At 69.6% G+C, this 20,486-nt stretch carries 19 protein-coding genes, 1 tRNA gene and 1 pseudogene; 12 read left to right on the top strand and 9 right to left on the bottom strand.

Annotated elements, in window-relative coordinates; translation table 11 throughout:
* Positions 1-6: 6 nt before the first annotated feature.
* The 3 genes from M6B22_RS19445 to M6B22_RS19455 all read left to right on the top strand — a co-directional run bounded on the left by M6B22_RS19445 (position 7) and on the right by M6B22_RS19455 (position 3,307).
* Positions 7-1,035 (top strand): threonine aldolase family protein, encoded by a 1,029-nt coding sequence (locus tag M6B22_RS19445; protein WP_269443223.1) that lies wholly within the window; start codon positions 7-9, stop codon positions 1,033-1,035.
* Positions 1,032-2,390 (top strand): transaminase, encoded by a 1,359-nt coding sequence (locus M6B22_RS19450; RefSeq protein WP_269443224.1) that lies wholly within the window; start codon positions 1,032-1,034, stop codon positions 2,388-2,390. The genes M6B22_RS19445 and M6B22_RS19450 overlap by 4 nt, the downstream gene beginning before the upstream one ends.
* Positions 2,391-2,662: 272 nt before the next feature.
* Positions 2,663-3,307 carry a class I SAM-dependent methyltransferase gene (locus M6B22_RS19455; protein WP_407935557.1) on the top strand — a complete coding sequence of 215 codons (645 nt, stop codon included), beginning with the start codon at positions 2,663-2,665 and terminating at the stop codon, positions 3,305-3,307.
* A gap of 145 nt (positions 3,308-3,452) precedes the next feature.
* Here the strand turns inward: M6B22_RS19455 and M6B22_RS19460 are convergent, their stop codons facing one another.
* The 3 genes and pseudogenes from M6B22_RS19460 to ligD form a co-directional block, all read right to left on the bottom strand.
* Positions 3,453-4,100, bottom strand: coding sequence for a dihydrofolate reductase family protein (locus M6B22_RS19460; protein ID WP_269443226.1), 648 nt, complete (start codon positions 4,098-4,100; stop codon positions 3,453-3,455).
* A 1-nt stretch (position 4,101) separates the two neighbouring features.
* Positions 4,102-4,374 carry an ArsR/SmtB family transcription factor gene (locus M6B22_RS19465; RefSeq protein ID WP_407935743.1) on the bottom strand — a complete coding sequence of 91 codons (273 nt, stop codon included), beginning with the start codon at positions 4,372-4,374 and terminating at the stop codon, positions 4,102-4,104.
* 103 nt (positions 4,375-4,477) lie between these two features.
* A pseudogene (gene ligD, locus M6B22_RS22310) lies at positions 4,478-5,243 on the bottom strand (non-homologous end-joining DNA ligase LigD).
* A 381-nt stretch (positions 5,244-5,624) separates the two neighbouring features.
* Here ligD and M6B22_RS19480 point away from each other — a divergent pair.
* Both M6B22_RS19480 and M6B22_RS19485 read left to right on the top strand, forming a co-directional pair.
* Entirely contained in the window at positions 5,625-5,831 is a 207-nt protein-coding gene (locus tag M6B22_RS19480; RefSeq protein ID WP_269443230.1) for an SHOCT domain-containing protein, read from the top strand.
* Entirely contained in the window at positions 5,828-6,421 is a 594-nt protein-coding gene (locus tag M6B22_RS19485) for a sulfocyanin-like copper-binding protein (RefSeq protein WP_269443231.1), read from the top strand. The genes M6B22_RS19480 and M6B22_RS19485 overlap by 4 nt, the downstream gene beginning before the upstream one ends.
* A 92-nt stretch (positions 6,422-6,513) precedes the next feature.
* Here the strand turns inward: M6B22_RS19485 and M6B22_RS19490 are convergent, their stop codons facing one another.
* From M6B22_RS19490 to M6B22_RS19515, 6 genes are all read right to left on the bottom strand, one after another.
* Positions 6,514-6,711 (bottom strand): hypothetical protein, encoded by a 198-nt coding sequence (locus tag M6B22_RS19490; RefSeq protein ID WP_269443232.1) that lies wholly within the window; start codon positions 6,709-6,711, stop codon positions 6,514-6,516.
* Positions 6,712-7,093: 382 nt separating this feature from the next.
* Entirely contained in the window at positions 7,094-7,258 is a 165-nt protein-coding gene (locus tag M6B22_RS19495) for a hypothetical protein (RefSeq protein ID WP_269443233.1), read from the bottom strand.
* A 117-nt stretch (positions 7,259-7,375) separates the two neighbouring features.
* A tRNA-Arg gene (locus M6B22_RS19500) sits at positions 7,376-7,447 on the bottom strand.
* Positions 7,448-7,490: 43 nt separating this feature from the next.
* Positions 7,491-8,159: a DUF3105 domain-containing protein gene (locus M6B22_RS19505; RefSeq protein ID WP_269443234.1), complete on the bottom strand. Its 669-nt coding sequence runs from the start codon at positions 8,157-8,159 to the stop codon at positions 7,491-7,493.
* Positions 8,160-8,182: 23 nt separating this feature from the next.
* A complete protein-coding gene (locus tag M6B22_RS19510; RefSeq protein ID WP_269443235.1) occupies positions 8,183-8,872 on the bottom strand; it encodes a DUF305 domain-containing protein in 690 nt (229 codons plus the stop codon).
* On the bottom strand, positions 8,872-9,693 hold the full coding sequence (locus M6B22_RS19515; protein WP_269443236.1) for a DUF3105 domain-containing protein: 822 nt from the start codon (positions 9,691-9,693) through the stop codon (positions 8,872-8,874). Before M6B22_RS19515 ends, M6B22_RS19510 begins: the two co-directional genes overlap by 1 nt.
* Before the next feature lie 129 nt (positions 9,694-9,822).
* Between M6B22_RS19515 and argS the strand changes: the two genes are divergently transcribed.
* The 7 genes from argS to M6B22_RS19550 all read left to right on the top strand — a co-directional run bounded on the left by argS (position 9,823) and on the right by M6B22_RS19550 (position 20,383).
* A complete protein-coding gene (argS, locus tag M6B22_RS19520) occupies positions 9,823-11,475 on the top strand; it encodes an arginine--tRNA ligase (protein WP_269443237.1) in 1,653 nt (550 codons plus the stop codon).
* A 2-nt stretch (positions 11,476-11,477) separates the two neighbouring features.
* Positions 11,478-12,881: a diaminopimelate decarboxylase gene (lysA, locus tag M6B22_RS19525; protein ID WP_269443238.1), complete on the top strand. Its 1,404-nt coding sequence runs from the start codon at positions 11,478-11,480 to the stop codon at positions 12,879-12,881.
* Positions 12,881-14,182 carry a homoserine dehydrogenase gene (locus tag M6B22_RS19530; RefSeq protein WP_269443239.1) on the top strand — a complete coding sequence of 434 codons (1,302 nt, stop codon included), beginning with the start codon at positions 12,881-12,883 and terminating at the stop codon, positions 14,180-14,182. Before lysA ends, M6B22_RS19530 begins: the two co-directional genes overlap by 1 nt.
* Positions 14,179-15,243: a threonine synthase gene (thrC, locus tag M6B22_RS19535; RefSeq protein WP_269443240.1), complete on the top strand. Its 1,065-nt coding sequence runs from the start codon at positions 14,179-14,181 to the stop codon at positions 15,241-15,243. The genes M6B22_RS19530 and thrC overlap by 4 nt, the downstream gene beginning before the upstream one ends.
* 109 nt (positions 15,244-15,352) lie before the next feature.
* Positions 15,353-16,267, top strand: coding sequence for a homoserine kinase (gene thrB, locus M6B22_RS19540; protein ID WP_269443241.1), 915 nt, complete (start codon positions 15,353-15,355; stop codon positions 16,265-16,267).
* A 329-nt stretch (positions 16,268-16,596) separates the two neighbouring features.
* On the top strand, positions 16,597-18,681 hold the full coding sequence (rho, locus tag M6B22_RS19545; protein ID WP_269443242.1) for a transcription termination factor Rho: 2,085 nt from the start codon (positions 16,597-16,599) through the stop codon (positions 18,679-18,681).
* A gap of 286 nt (positions 18,682-18,967) precedes the next feature.
* Positions 18,968-20,383 carry an ABC transporter substrate-binding protein gene (locus tag M6B22_RS19550; RefSeq protein WP_269443243.1) on the top strand — a complete coding sequence of 472 codons (1,416 nt, stop codon included), beginning with the start codon at positions 18,968-18,970 and terminating at the stop codon, positions 20,381-20,383.
* Positions 20,384-20,486: the final 103 nt, after the last annotated feature.

Genomic DNA, 20,486 nt, shown 5'->3' on the forward strand with positions numbered 1-20,486 from the left:
CGGGAGATGCGCGGATTCGCTAGCGACAACTGCTCCGGCGTGCACCCGGCCGTCCTCGCCGCGATCGCGGCGGCGAACACCGGCCACGCCGCGAGCTACGGCGACGACCCGTGGACCACAGAGTTGCAGGACCGGGTCCGCGAGCACTTCGGCCCGACCGCGACGGCCTATCCGGTGCTCACCGGCACCGGCGCGAACGTCGTCGCACTCCAGGCGATGTGCCACCGGTGGGGCGCGGTGGTCACCGCGGCGAGCGCGCACGTCGCCTACGACGAGTGCGGCGCGCCGGAGAAGATCGGCGGGCTGAAGGTGTACGAGGTCGAGACGCCGGACGGCAAGCTGACCCCCGAGTTGGTGTCCCGCCAGGCGCGCGGCTTCGACGACGTGCACCGCGCCCGTCCCGAGGTCGTCTCCCTCACGCAGAGCACCGAGCTCGGCACCGTCTACCGGCCGGACGAGCTGGCCGCGCTCTGCGAGCACGCGCACGGGCTCGGCATGACCGTGTACCTGGACGGCGCGCGGCTGGCGAACGCGGCCGCCTGCCTCGACGTCCCGCTCGCCGCGCTCACCGTCGATGTCGGCGTGGACGTGCTCTCCTTCGGCGGGACGAAGAACGGCGCGCTGCTCGGCGAGCTGGTCGTCGTGCTCGACCCGGCCGCCGCCGGCCGGGTCGACTACGTCCGCAAGTTCTCCGCCCAGCTCGCGTCAAAGCTGCGCTTCGTCTCGGCGCAGTTCCTCGCGCTGTTCGCGGACGATCTCTGGCTGGCCAACGCCCGGCAGGCGAACGCCGCCGCGACCGAGCTGCGCGCCGCGCTGGCCGGCGTCGAAGGCGTCGAGGTCTGCCATCCGGTCGAGGCGAACGCGGTCTTCCTGCGCCTGCCCGCGCGGACCGTGCGCGCGCTCGCCGAGCAGGTCGCGTTCCAGGTCTGGAACACCCCCGGTACGCAGATCCGGCTGATGACCAGCTTCGACACCACCGAATCGGTCGTGCACGAGCTCGTGCGCGTCGTCCGGACGACCATGGAGGACACATGACGACCATCGACCGGGACCGGCTGGCCAAGCTGCTGGACGCCGAGCAGCGTGGCTACGTCCAACGGCATCCCGCGTCCGAGGCCGCGTTCCGCCGCGCCGAACACCAGTTCGGCCGGGTGCCGATGACCTGGATGAACAAGCGGGCCGGCAACTTCCCGCTCTTCCTCGCGCACGCCCGCGGCGCACGAGTGAGGGACATCGACGGCCACGAGTACACCGACTTCTGCCTCGGCGACACCGGCGCGATGGCCGGGCACGCCGCGCCCGCGGTGACCGAGGCGATCGAGCGGCACCTGCGCGACGGAGGCGGGCTGGCCGCGATGATGCCGACGACCGACGCCGAGTGGGTCGCCGCCGAGCTGACCGCGCGGTTCGGGGTGAGCCAGTGGAGCTTCTCACTCACCGCGACCGACGCGAACCGATGGGCGATCCGGCTGGCGCGAGCCGTCACCGGCCGGCCGAAGATCCTGTTCCACAGCTACTGCTACCACGGCACGGTGGATGAGTCGCTGATCGTCACCACCCCCGGCGGCGGGTCCGCACCGCGCGAGGGCAACGTAGGCGCGCCGACCGACGTCCGGCTCACCAGCCGGGTGGCCGAGTTCAACGACGTCGAAGGGCTGGCCCGCGAACTCGCGCACGGCGACGTCGCTGCCGTGATCATGGAGCCGGCCTTGACGAACATCGGCATCGTCCTCCCCGAGCCGGGCTATCTCGAGGCGGCCAGTCGGCTCGCCCGCGAGCATGGCGCACTGCTGATCAACGACGAGACGCACACCTTCTCCGCCGGCCCAGGCGGCGCAACCCGGGCCTGGGGACTCGACCCGGACATCGTCACCCTTGGCAAGGCGATCGGCGGCGGCGTCCCGATCGGCGCGTACGGCCTCAGCGCCGACGTGGCCACGCGACTCCAGGACCGCGCGGACCTCGACCTGGTCGACATGGGCGGCGTCGGTGGCACCTTGGCCGGGAACCCGCTGTCGATCGCGGCCGCCCGCGCCACGCTGGAGCACGTCCTGACACCGGCCAACTTTGAGAGCATGCACCGCCGATCGGCACGGATCGCCGCGTCCGTACGCGCGGCGATCGAGCAGCACCGGCTCCCGTGGACCGTGAGCGAACTCGGCGCGCGCTCCGAGGTGCGCTTCCGCGACCCTGCACCGCGCACCGGCACCGAGTCGCACCTCGCCCAGGACGACCAGCTGGACGACTACCTGCACCTGTTCATGGCAAACCGCGGGATCCTGCTGACCCCGTTCCACAACATGACCTTGGTGTGCCCGGAAACAACCGACGAGCAGGTGGCCGAGTACAGCGAGCTGTTCGACGCTGCCGCCGCGAACCTCGTCGCCTGACCCCGGGGTCGCGAGACCGGCAACCGCTCAGGACCCACCGCTACTCGTTAGCGGCAACCTTGCCGCGCACCAATGCGCCAAGCTGCGCCGAGGCGTCAGGGTCGACGGCGCTCGACATCGACGGTTTCGTCGGCCGTTCGGCGGAGCATGCGATTCGTTGCTGAGATGCTCGCTCAGCGGGGCGGGCATCGAGCCGGAGGTCGGCGTCGCGCGGCACATGATCGCTCGGCGCCGCTGTACACGACAAGTCGTTCCGGGCGCTTTAGTGTTCTGTGATGACCGACAGCTGGCTGTCTGACACGCGGACCTCGTACGACACCGACGCCTTCGGTTACGCCGACAAGGTACGTGGCCTGCTCGAGGAGAGTCCTTACTTGCGCGCAAGCCTGGCGTTGTTCGCCGAGTTGGTGCGTGCTGCCGGTGGCGGTCGGGTAGTCGACGTCGGCTGCGGTCCGGGCTACGTCACCGATTACCTCCATCACCTTGGCGTGGACGCATTCGGCATCGATCTTTCGCCCGGCATGATCGCTATCGCGAGGCGCGACTACCCAGACCTCGACTTCGAGGTGGGGACGATGACCGACCTCGACTTGGCCGACGACTCCGTCACGGGAGTACTCGCGTTCTGGTCAGTGATCCACGTGCCCGATCACGCCGTGCCCGCGGTGTTCGCCCAGTTCCATCGCGTGCTGCACCCGGGATGTCCGTTGCTCGTTGGCTTTCATGTCGGTGATGGGACGCGCCATAGGTCTGAGGGCTACTCGGGTGGCTCGATCAACGTCGACAGTCACCGTCGCCGGCCGAACGAGGTTGCACGTTGGCTGCGGGAGGCAAGGTTCACCATAGAGGCCGAACTGGTGATGCGACCGGACGAGGAGACCCCAGGGGCGATCATCATCGCGCGAAGTCAGATCTGACGTCAGCGTGGCCGTCGCCGGCCGACCCGAGTTGGCGCGGCAGCTACAGACCGGCCCCATGCCCTCGGGATCGCCAGGTCGCGGCGTCGGCATACGACGGGCAGCTCCCGCGACGCGAGCGTGCCGGCTTCTGATTGGCAAGGCGCTACCGCGTGAAGTTGACGTGGATGGTGCCGCTCTCAGCCACTTCGGTCGTCACGGTGTGGGTCTGCTCGAGGCCGCCCAGGTCGTCCCACAGCCGGGTTCCCTTGCCCAGGATGATCGGGGCGATCATCACGTGAAACTGATCGACCAGCCCGGCGAGCAGGAAGGCACGCGCGGTGCCGATCCCGCCGCCGACGCGCACGTCGTTGCCGCCGGCGGCCCCGCTCGCCTCCGCGAGCACCTCCTTGATGGCGGCGTTGCGGAAGTGGAACGTCGTTCCCCCTTGCATCGGAATCGACGGACGGGGTGCGGTGTGGGTGAGCACGTAGACCGGGGTGTGGAACGGCGGCTGGTCGCCCCACCAGCCCTTCCAGTCCGGATCCTCGGGGAACGAGTGCAGACCGAACATCGCCGCGCCCATGATTTCCGAGCCGATGCCCTCGAAGGACGCACGGGCGTACCGGTCGTCGATGCCGGTCGTGCCGGCGCCACTGCTGTCGCCGAAGACGAGTTCGCGAAACGTGCGGGTGGCGACGTAGGCGGCAGTGAGCCGCTCCCAGTCCTCGCCCATCGGGCTTTCGGGAGTCGGTTCTGCGGTCGCGGCGTAGCCATCGAGCGAGAGGAACAGGTCGAGTCGAACGCGGGTCATGTCAGTCTTCCTTCGGTGCCGTGCGGACCAGGTGGATGCCGAGCCGGTCGGCTTGGCGTTTCGCGGGGATCCGGTGGTCACCGAGCCGCAGTTGCAGCACGTCGAGCCCGCCGGGTTTCAGGCTCACCGTGTGAACGCCTCCGTGCTTCTCCGACGTGCCGGTCCCCGCGTCCTCGAGAACGCGAACGTGCTGCTTGAGCGACGGCAGTGCCATCGGGAACGGCGTGGCGAGTGCAGACGCGACCGCCGGCGACTTCACCAACCGTTCCACGATGCTGGATACTTAGGGACATACCTAACTATCGCCGAAGGGCACAAGTCTGTCAACCAAGCTTGCTTGCCCGGTTGGGTGATCAGTCGGTGGTCACGACTCGGAGCTAGCCGCGTCGCCGTCCTTCGCCGCGGTGCTTGCGTCGTAGCTCTTCGTGTAGCGCTTGCGCGCGGGCGGCCGGGATGGTGCGGCCTTGCTCGACGAGTTCGGTCGGCACCGGTTGGGGTGCGGGCATCAGCGCCGTCCAGGGGTCCGCGTCGCCGATCAGGGCGGGTGCCGTGCGCACGGTGAAGTCGGCCGGGGTCACGTCGGCGAGATCTGACCACGCGACGGGAAAGGACACCGGCGTGCCCGGCCGCAGCCGCGGGCTGTACACGGCGGCCACGCTGGCACCGGCGGCGCGGGTGGAGTCGAGGAAGACCTTCCCCTCGCGATCGTCTTTGATGAATGCGGTCGTGGCGGCCGCCCTCGGGTGGGTCGAGGTCGAGGACGAGGTGGGTGGGGACGTCGGTGTCCGGAATCCGGAACAGGGTCGGATGGAATTCGACGGCACGCTGATTGGCGAGCCACAACAGGGTCCGGCGGTCGTTGCACAGCGCGTAGGCGATCTCCCGCTTCGAGGCCGCGGACCACACCGGTGTGGTGGCGACCCAGTCCGGCGTGTACTTCGGCACGTTCTTCTGCATGAACGGCTTCTGACCGCGCAGCGCGCGGATGACCGACAGCGGCCGGTCGCTGAGGGCCTCGATGATCTGCGGGTGAAGCGCGTCGAGGTAGTCGACGAGGTCGCGCTTGGTGGCTTGGGCACCGTCGAACAGCGGCTCGTCCAAGTTGGTGAGCGCGACGCCGTCGCGGGTTTCACTCGCAGCCACGGGACCATCTTCTCCCGGCGAGCGGACAGCCCGTCAGTTTCGGGTCAGACCGAATCGTCATCCGTGCGCCCGAGAGCCAAAGAGTGTTTCGGCTGATAGATGCCGACGATGCCGCCACCAGGCAGGGTGATCCTGGTGATCGACCCCCACCGCGCCTGCTCAACCGGCGAACACGTCACCCCGCGTGCTGATCGCCTGTGAGTTCGCGTGGAAGGTCCGGGACGTTGGCCCCGTCCACGCAGGTTCACGTGCCCCTGCATCACACCACGTCGCGGTGCACCGTGGTGTGACGATGTCATTCACCCGTCTGCAGGGAGCGCTCAGATGATGGGGCACGACGGTAGCTGGGGTGCGGGTAGTTGGGTACTACTGAGCCTGCTCATGCTGATCTTCTGGTCAGCGGTCGCCGCCGGCATCGTGCATACGGTGCGTGGGGCGCGGCGTGAGCATCCTGCAGAACCGGGCGCGCAGACGCCGGTCACGGCGCAGAACTGCGCGGCGCAGCGGACTCTGGATGAGCGCTTCGCCCGTGGCGAGATCGACGAGGACGAGTATCGGCGCCGACGCGACGAACTCGCACTCTCGTGATCACCGACCTGGCGGTGCGCCGTCGCGATTTCGCACTCGCCGCCGCCGCGGTCGTCGTGCTGACCGCCGCCTCTACGGTCAGCCTCGGTGCTGCCGCGGGTGCGTTCGACCACCGTTCGAACACGGTCGCGTACACCACGTGCTCGAGCCCCGCGTTGTCGGGCTCGGTGGTCCACGTGTCGCTCGTGGACATGCGCGGCATGGGCGGCGGCATGATGGGTGGCCAGGGCCGTTGGCGCTCCTGGCATGCCGGGATGATGCGGATCGTTGCCAGCACGGCATCCGTTGGCGTCGGTACCGTGTCGTTGCGCGTGACCAACAGCGGCGTGCTGACGCATGAGTTGGTCGTGCTGACTCTGCCCGCAGGAGCGACTGTCGGCAGCCGCGCCGTGGGCGCCGATGGGAAGGTCGATGAGGCGGGCAGCGTCGGCGAGGTGTCGAACACATGTGGCGCGGGAGCAGGCCCGGGTCTCGCCCCTGGAAGTACCGGTTGGACGACGCTGACCCTTCCCGCCGGGCGATACGAGCTGGTCTGCAATCTGCCTGGCCACTATGCCGCCGGAATGTCCACCGAACTCGACGTCGGTTAGCGCATGGTGCCGAACGGTTGCGGCCACGATCGGCTGAACGATGTCGGTCGCTGCTGAGTGGTCGTCCTACATGCGATGACTGATCAAGTTAGCTAGCGCAGCGTGAGTTGGGCGCGGTGGTGGTCGTAGTGCAGCGTCGCGTAGTGGTACACGTCGGTCAGGCTCATGGTGCTGGTGAAGTACCGATCCCACCGAGATGGAAAGCGCATCGTTCGCCGCAGCGCGCGGTCCGACTCGTGATCCAAGTACCGGTGCAGGGAGGCGATGACGCGGCCCATCCACACGTTCATGTGTCCGGGCGTGACGAGTCGCCCCCGATGACGGAACCCCAGTAGTTGATGACATCGAACGGTCTCGATGCGGCGTTCAGTGAACCGGCGAAGGCGCGTTGAGCACGCAGCGGTAGGCGTGACACGAGTTTCACGATCGACCGCAGATTGCGTGTGATGAGGAAGGCGAACAGCATGTGGAACAGCAGTTGCCGGTTCGTCCATCGCGTCCGTCTGACGCTCGCGCGAGCGACTCGGCGTTGCTCTGCGCGACGAGGTCTGCGAAGTCGGCTCGGACCCGGTCCAGCTCGTCGTGGATGTCTCGCGGCGTGCTCACCTACGACAGCCTGCCACTCGCATGTCGCGGGTAGCTCGCTTCCGCGGCCCAGCCCAGACGGACGGATTAGGGGTGCTGGTTGTGCGGGATCATCAGGTGCGGTTCGGTCAGATCGACGCGCACGCTGCCGACGAGCACCTGCTTGCCGGTGTCCCAGTCTTCCTGAGCGCGGCTCCAGATGCATGCGGAGGTGGTCGCGATCAAACCGCGCTGCTGCAGACTGTCGATCACTGAAACGTAGCGTGCCGCGTCGTCCCGGCTCGAAGCGCGCAAGCTGGGTCCCGTTGTCTACAGGTAACCAGGTAACGATCATGGACAGCGTTCAGAAAATGGGAGCCTGTAGCGCTGTGCCCCCGGCAGGATTCGAACCTGCGCTCCCGCCTCCGGAGGGCGGTGCTCTATCCCCTGAGCTACGGGGGCGGCAAACCCGATCAGCCTAGCAGTGCCGGGCGAGTCGGCTGAACTACCCGGCCGGCAGCCAGAGCGGGTGGCCGAACGCGCTCGGATGCGCCTTGAACGCCGGCATCGAGCACGTGGCGCCGTACTCGGGCGTCGTCTGCGGGTTGTAGCGCAGCGCAGCGATGAACCGGGCGATCCGCGGATCGTTCGCGCTGTCGACGAACAGCTGGTAGCCCCACGCTTGCAGTGAGACCGGCGCCTTGAGGTCCGGGTAGGGGCTCAACGCGAGGTGATCGACGCCGGCCACGAGCCGCTGCAACGTCGCGAGCTGAGCGGCGGGCAGGGTTGCGGCGTTGTAGGTGATCCAGACCGCGCCGTGCTCGAGCATGTGGACGGCGTTCTCGTTGGCGATCGGCTGCGTGTACACGGTGCCGGTGCAGTCCGCCCACAGCTGGCTGTGGTTGCCACCGGTCGGCGGAGTGGTGTCGTACGAGATGGTGCCCTGTACGTGGTTGTGGTCCGGTTCGACGTGGAAGCGCACGCCGTCGATGGCCTGCGCGGCCGGCGCCTCGGGGCGCCGGTACGCCTCGGCCGCGTCCGGCTGCACCGAGGCCGGCGGCGAAGCTCGTGCCGAAGCCGCCGCCGACGTGTCGGTCGGTCCCTTCTGGTGTCCGGCGCCGGACGTGCTGGACGAGCACGCGGACGCCGCCAACCCGAGCGCGACCGATGCCACGACGAGCCTCGCGAACCGCCTCGTCACGAGGCGGGCGGCGGCAACGGCGACCCGCCGAGTTGGCGCAGCAACTGCTCCATGACGACGATCTCGTTGCTCTGCACGGTGACGATCGCGGTGGCCATCGTCTGCACCTGCGGGGTCTTCGCATGGTCCGCGGCGTACTGCGCCATCGGCAACCCGCCCTGGTGGTGATGGATCATCAGCTGCAGAAACAGGATGTCCAGCGCGGTGCCGTGCGAGGACTCCAGCTTGCTCATCTGGGCCGGCGTGGCCATGCCGGGCATCAGCCCGTCGTCCTCCAGGTGGCCCGAGTGCCCCATCCACTGCATCTGCGGGATCGACGACTGCCGCCCGAGCTTCCACCCGTCCAGCCAGCCCTGCATCTGGCCGAGCTGGAACTGCTGGGACGTCTCGATGTCGAAGGCCAGGATCTTCAGCGAGGCGTTCGTCGTGTTGTCGCGCTCGTAGCCGGCCATGGTCACGGCCTGGGTGTGGTGCGTGGACATGTCCCGTGCGAAGCCCGCGTCGACGGACGACGCGGTGACCCGGTCGCCGGACGCACCGTCGCCGCGCACCAGCCAGCCGACCGTCCCGGCGATCACCAGCGCCGCGGCCCCGAGCAGCGCCACCAGCACCACGGTGACCGGACGGCGCCCGCCCCGCGGTGGGTCATCCTCCGCGATCGGTGCGGCGTCGAGGTCGGCAGCCATCACGGCATCGTCGCTCCGGACCCGCCGCTGGCGGGCGTCCACAGCGGATGCCCGAACGTGCTCGGGTTGGTCTTGAAGGTGGGTTGCGAGCAGGAGGCGCCGAACTCAGGAGTCGTCTTCTGGTTGTACCGCAGCGCGCTGATGAACTCCTGGATGCGCGCGTCGTTCGCGTTGTCGACGAACAGCTGGTAGCCCCACGCCTGGAGCGAGATCGGCGACTTCAGGTCGGGATACGGGCTCAGCGCGAGACCGTCCTTGCCGCTGACGAGCTTGGTCAGGGTCGCCAGCTGGTCGGCGGGGAGGGTCTTGGCGTTGTAGGTGATCCAGATCGCGCCGTGTTCGAGCATGTGCACGGCGTTCTCGTTCGCGATCGGGGCGGAGTAGACCGTGCCGGTGCAGTCGGCCCAGTACTGGCTGTGATTGCCGCCGACCGGTGGGGTGGAGTCGTACTTGATCACGCCCTCGACGTGGGTGTGATCGGGCTCCTTCTTGTACGTGACCCCGGCGATCGCCTTGGCGTCGGCGAGCTCGGGCTGCGTGTACGGGTTGCTGCTCGAGTTGTCCTTGTGCCGGGTCACCGCGAAGACCACGATGCCGACGGCGAAGATCACGATCACTACGGTGGTGGCGATCAGCCCCCACGGCGTCTGCTTCTGGTTGACGATCGACTTGCCCGGCTTCTTCTTCACCGGCGGCCGCCCGGCGGACGACTTGGTCAGCGCGGACTTCGCGGCCGCCGCGGACTTGGCTGCACCGGGCTTGCTGTCGGTGCGGCCGCTTGCGGGCTTGCCCGACGGTGGCGTGGACTTGCGCTGGGCCATCGGCCTGCCTTCGTGACGAGGGGACGGATCGATCCGCCCGCAAGTCTAGGTGCTCGCCCCGGCGAGGGCGGTGTGCTCACAGCCGCCGCCAACCAAAAGGGGCCGGGCCGCGGCCACTAGGATTGCGAGGTGACTCCCGCCGAGCTCTCCGCTGCCGTGCTGTCGGCCGTCGCAGCCTGCCTGCAGTCCGGCGATTTCGCCGGCACGGTGCCCACCGAGGCCGTCGTCGAGCGACCCAAGAGCCGCGAGCACGGTGACTACACCACCAACGTCGCGCTGCGGCTGGCGAAGGCGGCCGGGAAGAGCGGGCGCGAGGTGGGTGAAGCGGTCGCGGCGCGGTTGCGCGACACGTCCGGAATCGCCCGGGTCGACGTCGCCGGCCCCGGCTTCCTGAACATCACGCTGGCCGCGGGCACCCTCGGCGAGACGGCGCACGCGGTCGTGCAGGCCGGGCAGACGTACGGCACGAGTGACGCGCTCGCCGGCCAGCAGATCAACCTGGAGTTCGTGTCGGCCAACCCGACCGGCCCGGTGCACCTGGGGCACACCCGCTGGGCCGCGCTCGGCGACAGCCTGCACCGGCTGCTGGAGGCTGCCGGCGCCCAGGTCACGTCCGAGCACTACACCAACGACCACGGTTCGCAGCTGGACAAGTTCGCCGCCTCGCTCTACGCGGCGGCACAGGGCCGTCCGGTTCCTGACGACGGCTACCACGGCGACTACATCCTGGACGTCGCCGCGCAGGTCGTCGCGGCCGAACCCGGCGTCCTCGAGCTGCCCGCGGGCGAGGCGCTCGAGGCGTTCAGGTCGACCGGTCAGCAGCTGATGCTGGACTCGGTACGGGCCAGCCTGGCGCGGTTCCGGGTGGAGTTCGACGTCTGGTTCTCCGAGGACAGCATGTACGCCTCCGGCGAGGTCGACGCCGCGATCGACCGGCTGCGCGCGCAGGGCCACGTGTATGACGCCGACGGCGCCGTGTGGCTGCGCACCACCGACTTCGGCGACGACAAGGACCGGGTGCTGGTGCGCAGCAACGGTGAGAAGACCTACTTCGCTTCGGACGCCGCGTACTACCTCGACAAGCGCGGGCGCGTCTTCGACCGGCTGGTGTACATGCTCGGCGCCGACCATCACGGCTACGTCGGACGGTTGCGCGCGATCGCGGCCTGCGCGGGTGACGATCCGGCGCAGACCCTGGAGATCCTGATCGGCCAGCTCGTCAAGCTGGTGCGTGACGGCGAGGAGCTGCGCCTGTCCAAGCGATCCGGCACGATCGTCACGCTCGACGATTTCGTCGATCTCGTCGGCGTCGACGCCGGCCGCTACTCACTCGCCCGCTGGTCGGCAGACACCCCGCTCACCCTGGACATCGCCGAGATCACCCGCAAGTCCAGCGACAATCCGGTGTATTACGTGCAGTACGCACACGCGCGCACCTGCAACGCCAAACGCAACGCCGCTGAGGTCGGCATCGGGCTGGACGTCTTCGTGCCCGAGCTGCTCGAGAACCCGCGCGAGACCGTGCTGCTCACCGCGCTCGGCGACTTCCCGCGGGTCGTGGCAACGGCCGCCGAACTTCGCGCACCGCACCGGATCGCGCGCTACCTCGAGGACCTCGCCGGCAACTATCACCGCTGGTACGACGAGTGCCGGATCATCCCGAAGGCAGACGAGCCGATCGAGGACGTCAACCGCACCCGGGCCTGGGTGAACGAGGCGACCCGGATCGTCCTCGCGAACGGCCTGCAACTGCTGGGTGTCTCGGCACCGGAGCGCATGTAGCCATGTCCCGGTCAGCCCACCCGGCCGGGCCGCGGCACGCCGACGTCCTGCCCGAAGCGCACCTGTCGTCGGCGCCGGCGGACGTCAACGGCCTCGACCCCGCCATCTGGCCGCTCACCGCGCGGCGCGTCGACGGCGTGCTCAGCATCGGCGGCGTCGGTGTCACCGACCTGGTGGCCGAACACGGCACGCCGGCACTGTTCATGGACGAGCACGACGTCCGCAGCCGGGCGCGCTCCTACGCGAGCGCGTTCGACGACGTGGACGTGTACTACGCGGGCAAGGCGTTCCTGTGCACGACGATGGCACGCTGGATCGCCGACGAGGGCCTCGGGCTGGACGTGTGCACCGGCGGCGAGCTGGCAGTCGCCCTCGCCGCCGGCTTCCCGGCCGGGCGGATTGCCTTGCACGGCAACAACAAGACGCGCGCGGAGCTTCGGCGCGCCGTCGACGCCGGGGTCGGGCACGTGATCGTCGACTCGTTCGACGAGATCGACAGGTTGGCGCTGATCGCCACGACTGCCGGGATCCGCCAACGCGTCCTGGTGCGCGTGACGGTAGGCGTCGAGGCGCACACGCACGAGTTCATCGCCACCGCCCACGAGGACCAGAAGTTCGGCTTCTCGCTGCGCGACGGGGTGGCCGAGCGTGCGGTGGCGCAGGTCCTGGCGAGCGACTGGCTCGAGCTCGCCGGATTGCACTCGCACATCGGCTCGCAGATCTTCGACACCGCCGGCTTCGAGGTGGCCGCGCACCGGGTGGTCGGCCTGGCCGCACGGATCCGGGACGCCCACGGTGTCGAGGTCGGCGAACTGGATCTCGGTGGCGGGCTGGGCATCGCCTACGTGAGCGGCGATGACCCGCAGACCCCGAAGCAGACGGTCGACCGCCTAGTGTCGATCGTCGAGCGTGAGTGCGCGGCAGCCGGGCTGCGCGTGCCGCGGCTGTCGGTCGAGCCGGGCCGCGCGATCGTCGGGCCGAGCACGATCACGGTGTACGAGATCGGCACCGTCAAGCAGGTGGCGCTCGACGGCGGGCTGACGCGCACCTATGTGTCCGTCGACGGCGGGATGAGCGACAACATCCGCACCGCGCTGTACGACGCGGAATACACCTGTCTGCTGGCCAACCGCGAGTCGGCGGCGGCGCCCACACCGGCGCGCGTGGTCGGAAAGCACTGCGAGAGCGGGGACATCGTGGTGCGCGATGCCTGGCTTCCGTCCGATATCGCGCCCGGCGATCTGCTGGCCGTGGCCGCGACGGGCGCCTACTGCCGCAGCATGGCGAGCAACTACAACCACGTACCGCGCCCGCCCGTGGTGGCGGTGCGCGAGGGGCGGGCGAGCGTGCTGCTGCGCCGGGAAACCGAGGACGACCTCCTTCGACTGGACGTGGGGATCGGCTGATGGGCGATGCCTTGAGAATCGCGCTGCTGGGGTGCGGCGTCGTCGGGTCGCAGGTGGTGCGATTGCTGGACGAGCAAGCCGGCGACCTCGCGGCACGCGTAGGTGTGCCGTTGGAGCTGGCCGGCGTGGCCGTCCGCCGGCCAGCGCGGCACACGGACCTGCCGGCCGGCCTGGTCACCACCGACGCGGCCGGGCTCGTCGCCCGCGGGGACGTCGACATCGTCGTCGAGGTGATCGGTGGCATCGAGCCGGTGCGCAGCCTGCTGCTCGACGCGCTGGCCGGCGGCAAGAGCGTCGTCAGCGCCAACAAGGCGTTACTCGCCGAAGACGGCGCGACCCTGCACGACGCCGCCGCCAAGGCCGGGGTGGACCTGTACTACGAGGCCGCCGTCGCGGGCGCGATCCCGTTGCTGCGGCCGCTACGCGAATCGCTGGCCGGCGACCGGATCACCCGGGTCATCGGCATCGTCAACGGCACCACCAACTTCATCCTCTCGCGGATGGATGCCACTGGTGCCGGCTTCGACGAGGCGCTCGGCGAGGCGACCGAACTCGGGTACGCCGAGGCCGATCCGACCGCCGACGTCGACGGCTTCGACGCGGCCGCCAAGGCCGCCATCCTTGCCGGGCTCGCCTTCCACACCAGGGTGACCGCGTCCGACGTGTACCGCGAAGGCATCGGAGCGGTGAGTGCGGCGGACGTTGCCAGTGCGAAGGCGATGAACTGCACCATCAAGCTGCTCGCGATCTGCGAGCGCACCCGTGGCGCCGACGGCACCGAGCAGGTCGCGGTACGGGTGCATCCGGCGATGCTGCCGCGCAGCCACCCGCTCGCCGGCGTGGGCGACGCGTTCAACGCGGTGTTCGTCGAGGCCGACGCCGCCGGCTCGCTGATGTTCTACGGCCGCGGGGCTGGGGGAGCACCGACGGCGAGCGCGATCCTCGGCGACCTCGTCGCGGTGGCTCGCAACCGGGTGCGGGGCAGCCGCGGAACCGGCGAGAGCTCGTATGCCGCGCTACGCGTGCAGCCGATGGGCGAGGTGACCACGCGCTATCACGTCGCGCTCGACGTCGCCGACCAGCCCGGCGTGCTGGCCGCCGTCGCCGGCGCGTTCGCCGAGCAGGGCGTCAGCATCCAGACCGTCCGTCAGGAAGGGCGCGGCGACGCGGCAACCCTGGTGCTCGTCACGCACACCGCGACCGACGACGCGCTCTCCCGCACCGTGCGCCACCTCGCGGACATGCCGTTCGTGCGGCGCGCGGCGAGCGTGATGCGGGTCGAGGGCACGGTGAACGAGTGACGGCGCAACTGTGGCCCGGGCTCATCGACGCGTTTCGCGACCGCCTGCCCGTCAGCGACCGCACGCCGGTGATCACGCTGTTCGAGGGCGGCACGCCGCTCGTCCCGGCGGCCGAGCTGTCGCGGCGCACCGGCTGCGAGGTCTACCTGAAGGTCGAGGGCGCGAACCCGACCGGATCGTTCAAGGACCGCGGGATGACCATGGCGATCTCCAAGGCGGCCGAGGAGGGTGCCCGGGCGGTGATCTGCGCTTCGACCGGCAACACCTCGGCGAGCGCGGCGGCCTACGCGGTGCGCGCCGGGATGACCTGCGCGGTGCTCGTCCCGCAGGGCAAGATCGCGCTCGGCAAGATGGCGCAGGCGCTGGTCCATGGCGCGAAGCTGCTGCAGGTCGACGGCAACTTCGACGACTGCCTGGAGCTGGCCCGCAAGCTGGCCGTCGACTACCCGGTGGCACTGGTGAACTCGGTGAACCCGTACCGCATCGAGGGGCAGAAGACCGCCGCGTTCGAGGTCTGTGACCGCCTCGGCCGCGCCCCCGACGTGCACTGCATCCCGGTCGGCAACGCGGGGAACATCACGGCGTACTGGAAGGGCTACCGGGAGTATGCGAGCGACTGCGTGGTGGCCGGCACGCCACGCATGTTCGGCTTCCAGGCCGCCGGCGCCGCACCGATCGTCAACGGCGCGCCGGTGCTCGCGCCGATGACGATCGCGACCGCGATCCGGATCGGCAACCCGGCGTCCTGGGCCCTCGCCGAGGCAGCGCGTGACGAGTCCGGCGGCCTGATCGACTCGGTCACCGACAAGCAGATCCTCGAGGCGTACCGGCTGGTCGCCCGCAGCGAGGCGGTGTTCGTCGAACCGGCCTCGGCTGCGAGCATCGCCGGGCTGCTCAAGACCGCTGCCGACGGCCGGCTGCCGACCGGCTCGACGGTGGTGTGCACCGTGACGGGCAACGGGCTGAAGGACCCGGAGTGGGCGATCGCCGGCGCGCCGAAGCCGATCACCGTTCCCGTCGACAGCCACGCGGCGGCGGCCCAGCTCGGACTCGTCCGTTGAGCGCACCGCGGTCTCATCCGTTGAGTGGCGGGTTACGCGTTCAGTGGCGGCCTGTAGCTCGCCACTCAACGTCCAACCCGCCACTCAACGAGAAGGACGGGCGGGGACGATGAAACCGGCGTTCCGGGCCGGCCCGGTGCACGTGCGGGTGCCGGCGACCAGCGCGAACCTCGGGCCGGGCTTCGACGCACTCGGACTGGCCCTGGACCTGCACGACGACCTGGTCGCCCGGGTCGTCGACAGCGGGCTGGCGATCGACGTGGCCGGCGAGGGGGAGGAACTGGCGCGGGACGAGTCGCACCTGGTCGTGCGCGCGTTGCGGGCCGGCTTCGAGGTGCTCGGCGGCCAGCCTCCGGGCCTGGAACTGTCCTGCGCCAACCGGATCCCGCACGGCCGCGGCCTCGGCTCCTCGGCCGCCGCGATCGTCGCCGGTCTGCTTCTCGCGCGCGCGCTGGTGCTGGGCGGGGAGGAGACGCTGAGCGGCGCCGCGGTGCTCGAGCTGGCCGACCGGTTGGAGGGGCACCCGGACAACGTGGCGCCCGCGCTGCTCGGCGGTCTGACCGTCGCCTGGCGCGACGGTGCCGCGGTCGGTGCGCTCCGGCTGCAGTGTGACGAGCGGGTGCGCCCGGTGGTTCTCGTCCCGCCGTTCCAGGCGTCCACCGAGGCGGCGCGCGGGCTGCTGCCGCCGGCCGTCGCGCATGCCGATGCGGCGGCGAACTCGGGACGCGCTGCACTGCTCGTGGCCGCCTTGACCACCGCGCCGCAGCACCTGTTCGCGGCCACCGAGGACCGGCTGCATCAGGCCTACCGCGAACCGGCGATGCCGGCGAGCATCGAGCTGGTGAACGCGCTGCGCGCAGCCGGGTTGCCGGCGGTCGTGTCCGGTGCCGGGCCGACGGTGCTGGTGCTGGCTCGAGATGATCGTGAGGTCGCGCAGGCAGTTGCCGCGGCGCCCGGCAGGTGGCGGCCGAGCGTGCTCTCGATCGCGCCGCGCGGCGGTCACCAGGTGGCGGCGGGCCACTGACCGGCCGGTTGCCGCGCTCGGGCGGGTGAACCGCGGGAACACGCCGAGAGCCCGCAGTGTTGCCGCTATGAGCGCGAGCGTCTAGGCTCAACGGCGTCAGTCCCGGAGCCCCCGTGTATTCGGCAGGCCCAAAGACTTCGTTCCCCAACCGCCTCGCGGCGAGCTTTGTGGATCGGAAGCTGACTGACATCTCCCCGGAACGGAGCTGGCGTGCCTGCCAGACCGGCCGTCGAGACAGGGCCCGCCCCGGTCACCCGGCAACGGCCTCGCCATCGGTCGCAGCGCATGATGACGTTCGCCGGCCACCCCTCGGAAGGATCCGACAGCACGTGACAGACACCCAGGAGCAGACCCTGCCCGGCACGGATACCGTGCCCACTGCATCGACGGGCGGCTCCGCCCGCACCGCGAAGGGCTCGCTGAACTCCAAACTGCTGCCCGAACTGCAGCAGATCGCCGCCGGCATGGGCATCGCGACCGCGAAGGTCAAGAAGAGCGATTTGATCGCCGCGATCCAGGCCGGCCGTGGCGCCGGCGCGCAACGCGCCGCGAACAGCGCGGACAACGGTGCCACGCACGGCGCCGCCAGCACCGCGAGCAGTGCCGCCGGTAGCGCCGCTGCCGCCGCGGGCGACCCGAGCGGCACCGGCGACACCGCCCCGGCGGCCCCGCCGAGGCGCCAGCGGCCCGAGCGCACCGCGCGCGCGCAGACCCGCTCCGCCGGTCCGAACAGCAGCCCGCCGGACGCTGTCGCGACAGCCGATGCCGCACCGACCGGTGCCGCACCGGTCGACGACCGCGCTGAGAGCCCCGACAGTGCGCCGGGCAGAGCCGCCGCCGGCGTTCGTGGCAACGGCGCGCGCACCGCGGGCACTGCAGGTCAGGACCAGCAGCAGGACCGTCAGCGCAGCGGCTCCGGCACGCAGGACGCTCAGCACAACCAAGGTGGCGGCTCGAACCAGAGTCGCCAGCAGACCCGCGACGGCCAGAGCCGTCCCGACGGCCAGACCCGTCCCGACGGCCAGAGCCGTCCCGACGGCCAGAGCCGTCCCGACGGCGGGCAGAGCCAGAACCGCCAGCAGCACAACCAGAACGCGCCGGGCGCGCCGAACCAGAACCGGCAGGACGGCGGCCAGAACCGCCGCGACGACGACGACGACTTCGACGGCGGCCGGCGCCGCGGTCGCCGCTACCGCGATCGGCGCGGCCGCAACCGCGAGCGTCCCGTGGGTAGCGTCGCAGGCAACGCCGACGTCGAGCCGATCGTGTCCGAGGACGACGTGCTCGTCCCGGTCGCCGGAATCGTCGACGCGATCGAGGAGAAGAACACCTGGTTCGTGCGTACCGGCGGCTACTTCGCCAGCCCGGACGACGTGTACGTCGCCAACTCGTACGTGCGCCGGTTCAACCTGCGCCGCGGGGACGCGATCACCGGCGCGGTGCGCCAGCAGCGCGAGGGCGAGCGGCGCGAGAAGTACAACCCGCTGGTGCGCCTGGACACCGTGAACGGCAAGGACCCGGAGCAGTCCAAGAACCGCGTCGAGTTCACCCGGCTCACCCCGCTCTACCCGCAGCAGCGGCTGCGGCTGGAGACCGAGCCGCACATCCTGACCACGCGCGTGATCGACCTGGTGATGCCGATCGGCAAGGGCCAGCGCGCGCTCATCGTCTCGCCGCCCAAGGCCGGCAAGACGATGGTGCTGCAGGCGATCGCGAACGCGATCACGGTGAACAACCCCGAGGTGCACCTCATGGTCGTGCTCATCGACGAGCGGCCCGAAGAGGTCACCGACATGCAGCGCTCGGTCAAGGGCGAGGTCATCGCCTCGACCTTCGACCGCCGCCCGCAGGACCACATCACCGTCGCCGAGCTGTCCATCGAGCGAGCCAAGCGCCTGGTCGAGATGGGGCACGACGTGGTCGTGCTGCTCGACTCGATCACCCGGCTGGGCCGTGCCTACAACCTGGGTGCGCCGGCGAGCGGGCGCATCCTGTCCGGCGGCGTCGACTCGACCGCGCTGTACCCGCCGAAGCGCTTCCTCGGCGCCGCCCGCAACATCGAGAACGGCGGCTCGCTCACCATCCTCGCCACTGCCTTGGTCGAGACCGGCTCGGCCGGCGACACGGTGATCTTCGAGGAGTTCAAGGGCACCGGTAATGCCGAGCTCAAGCTGGACCGCAAGATCGCCGACAAGCGCGTCTTCCCGGCCGTTGACGTGGATCAGTCGTCGACTCGAAAGGAAGAGATCCTGCTCTCCCCGGACGAGCTGGCGGTCACGATCAAGCTGCGCCGGGTGCTGCACGCGCTCGACCCGCAGCAGGCGATCGATCTGCTGCTGGACCGGCTGAAGAAGACCCGGACGAACACCGAGTTCCTGATGCAGATCGCCAAGACGACACCCGGTCAGGACTGACGCCGAGGACGGCCAAGGCTGATCGGCCGAGGACGGCCCGGGCTGATCGGCCGGGACGGATCGGCCAGGGCTGATCACCTGATCCGGGAAACCACGACATAGCTGGACACAAACCCCGCCGCGATACCCGCGGCGGGGTTTGTTGCGCGGCAGAGCATTTGGCAACGACCCGGTAACGGATGGGCGTAACCCTTCCCTGGCACCCTCAGCTGTGCCATCGTTCCGTAAGCGTTACCGGAGGGTTCGTGGTAGCGCTCTCACGCCCGAGCGGAGAAGGGGACAAGGGATGCGCTGGAAGAGGATGACCGCCGTGCTCGCGGCGGGATCCGCGGTTGTCGCGCTGGCTGCCGGTTGTAGCAGCAGCGGGAACAAGGGCGGCGGCGGAAACGGCACGAACAACGGGACGTCATCGAACGGCCCCGACCTGAGCAAGCAGCCCAAGAGCAAGATCAAGGCCGTCACCATGACCGGCGACTGCGCGCCGTACGGCAAGTACGGCAAGTACACCAACGCCACGGTCACCATGTACTCCTCGATCACCGACCCCGAGGGCCAGCACCTGCAGGACTCGTGGAAGCAGTTCGAGCAGTGCACCGGCATCAAGATCGCGTACACGGCCGACAAGGAGTTCGAGAGCTCGGTGAAGACGAAGGTCCAGGGCGGCAACGCGCCGGACATCGCGATCATCCCGCAGCCCGGGCTGCTGCAGAGCTTCGCCACGTCCGGCAAGCTCGTACCGGCCACTGACGCGCTCACCAAGGAGGCGTCGGACAACTGGACGAAGGACTGGATCTCGTACGCGACCGTCGACGGCGTCTACTTCGGCGCGCCGATGGGGGCGAACCTCAAGTCGCTGGTCTGGTACTCGCCGAAGTACTTCAAGCAGTACGGCTACACCGTGCCCACCACCTGGGACGACATGATCAAGCTGTCGGACAAGATGGCGGCCGACGGGCACAAGCCGTGGTGCGCGGGCATCGAGTCCGGAACGGCGACCGGCTGGCCGGCCACCGACTGGATGGAAGAGGTCATGCTCCGGCTGTACGGCCCGGAGGTCTACGACCAGTGGGTCAACCACCAGATCCCGTTCAACGACCAGAAGGTCCAGGACGTGCTGGCCAAGGTCGGCCAGATCCTGAAGAACCCGAAGTACGTCAACGCCGGCATCGGTGACGTGAAGTCGATCGCCACGACCGCCTTCCAGAAGGGCGGCCTGCCGATCGAGACCGGCAAGTGCATGCTGCACCAGCAGGCCAGCTTCTACGCCGCCAACTGGGACAAGGGGTACAAGGTCGCGCAGGACGGCGACCTCTACGCCTTCTACGAGCCGACGATGAGCGACAAGTTCGGCAAGCCGATCGAGGGTGGCGGCGAGTTCGTCACCGCGTTCGCCGACCGTCCCGAGGTCGAGTCCGTGCAGCTGTACCTGGCCAGCGGCGAGTGGGCGACCTCGCGTATCAAGGTCGCGTCGGGGTGGGTGTCCGCGAACAACAAGGCGGACAAGAACGCCTACACCGACCCGATCGACAAGCTGTCGGCGCAGTTGCTCACCGACCCGAGCGCCACCTTCCGCTTCGACGGCTCGGACGCCATGCCGGCCGAGGTGGGTGCAGGCAGCTTCTGGACGCAGATGACGCAGTGGATTCTCGGCCAGAGCGACAAGGACACACTGGACAAGATTGAGGCCTCTTGGCCAAAGTAGGTCGCTATCCGGACGTGTCTGGTTCACGTTGATCGGGTGGTCGGGTGCCCCGCGAGGGGTGCCCGACCACCCGATGTGGAATCGGGTGGTTGCTCGGCGAAGG

Source organism: Jatrophihabitans cynanchi, from assembly GCF_027247405.1.
Classification (GTDB): Bacteria; Actinomycetota; Actinomycetes; order Mycobacteriales; family Jatrophihabitantaceae; genus Jatrophihabitans_B; species Jatrophihabitans_B cynanchi.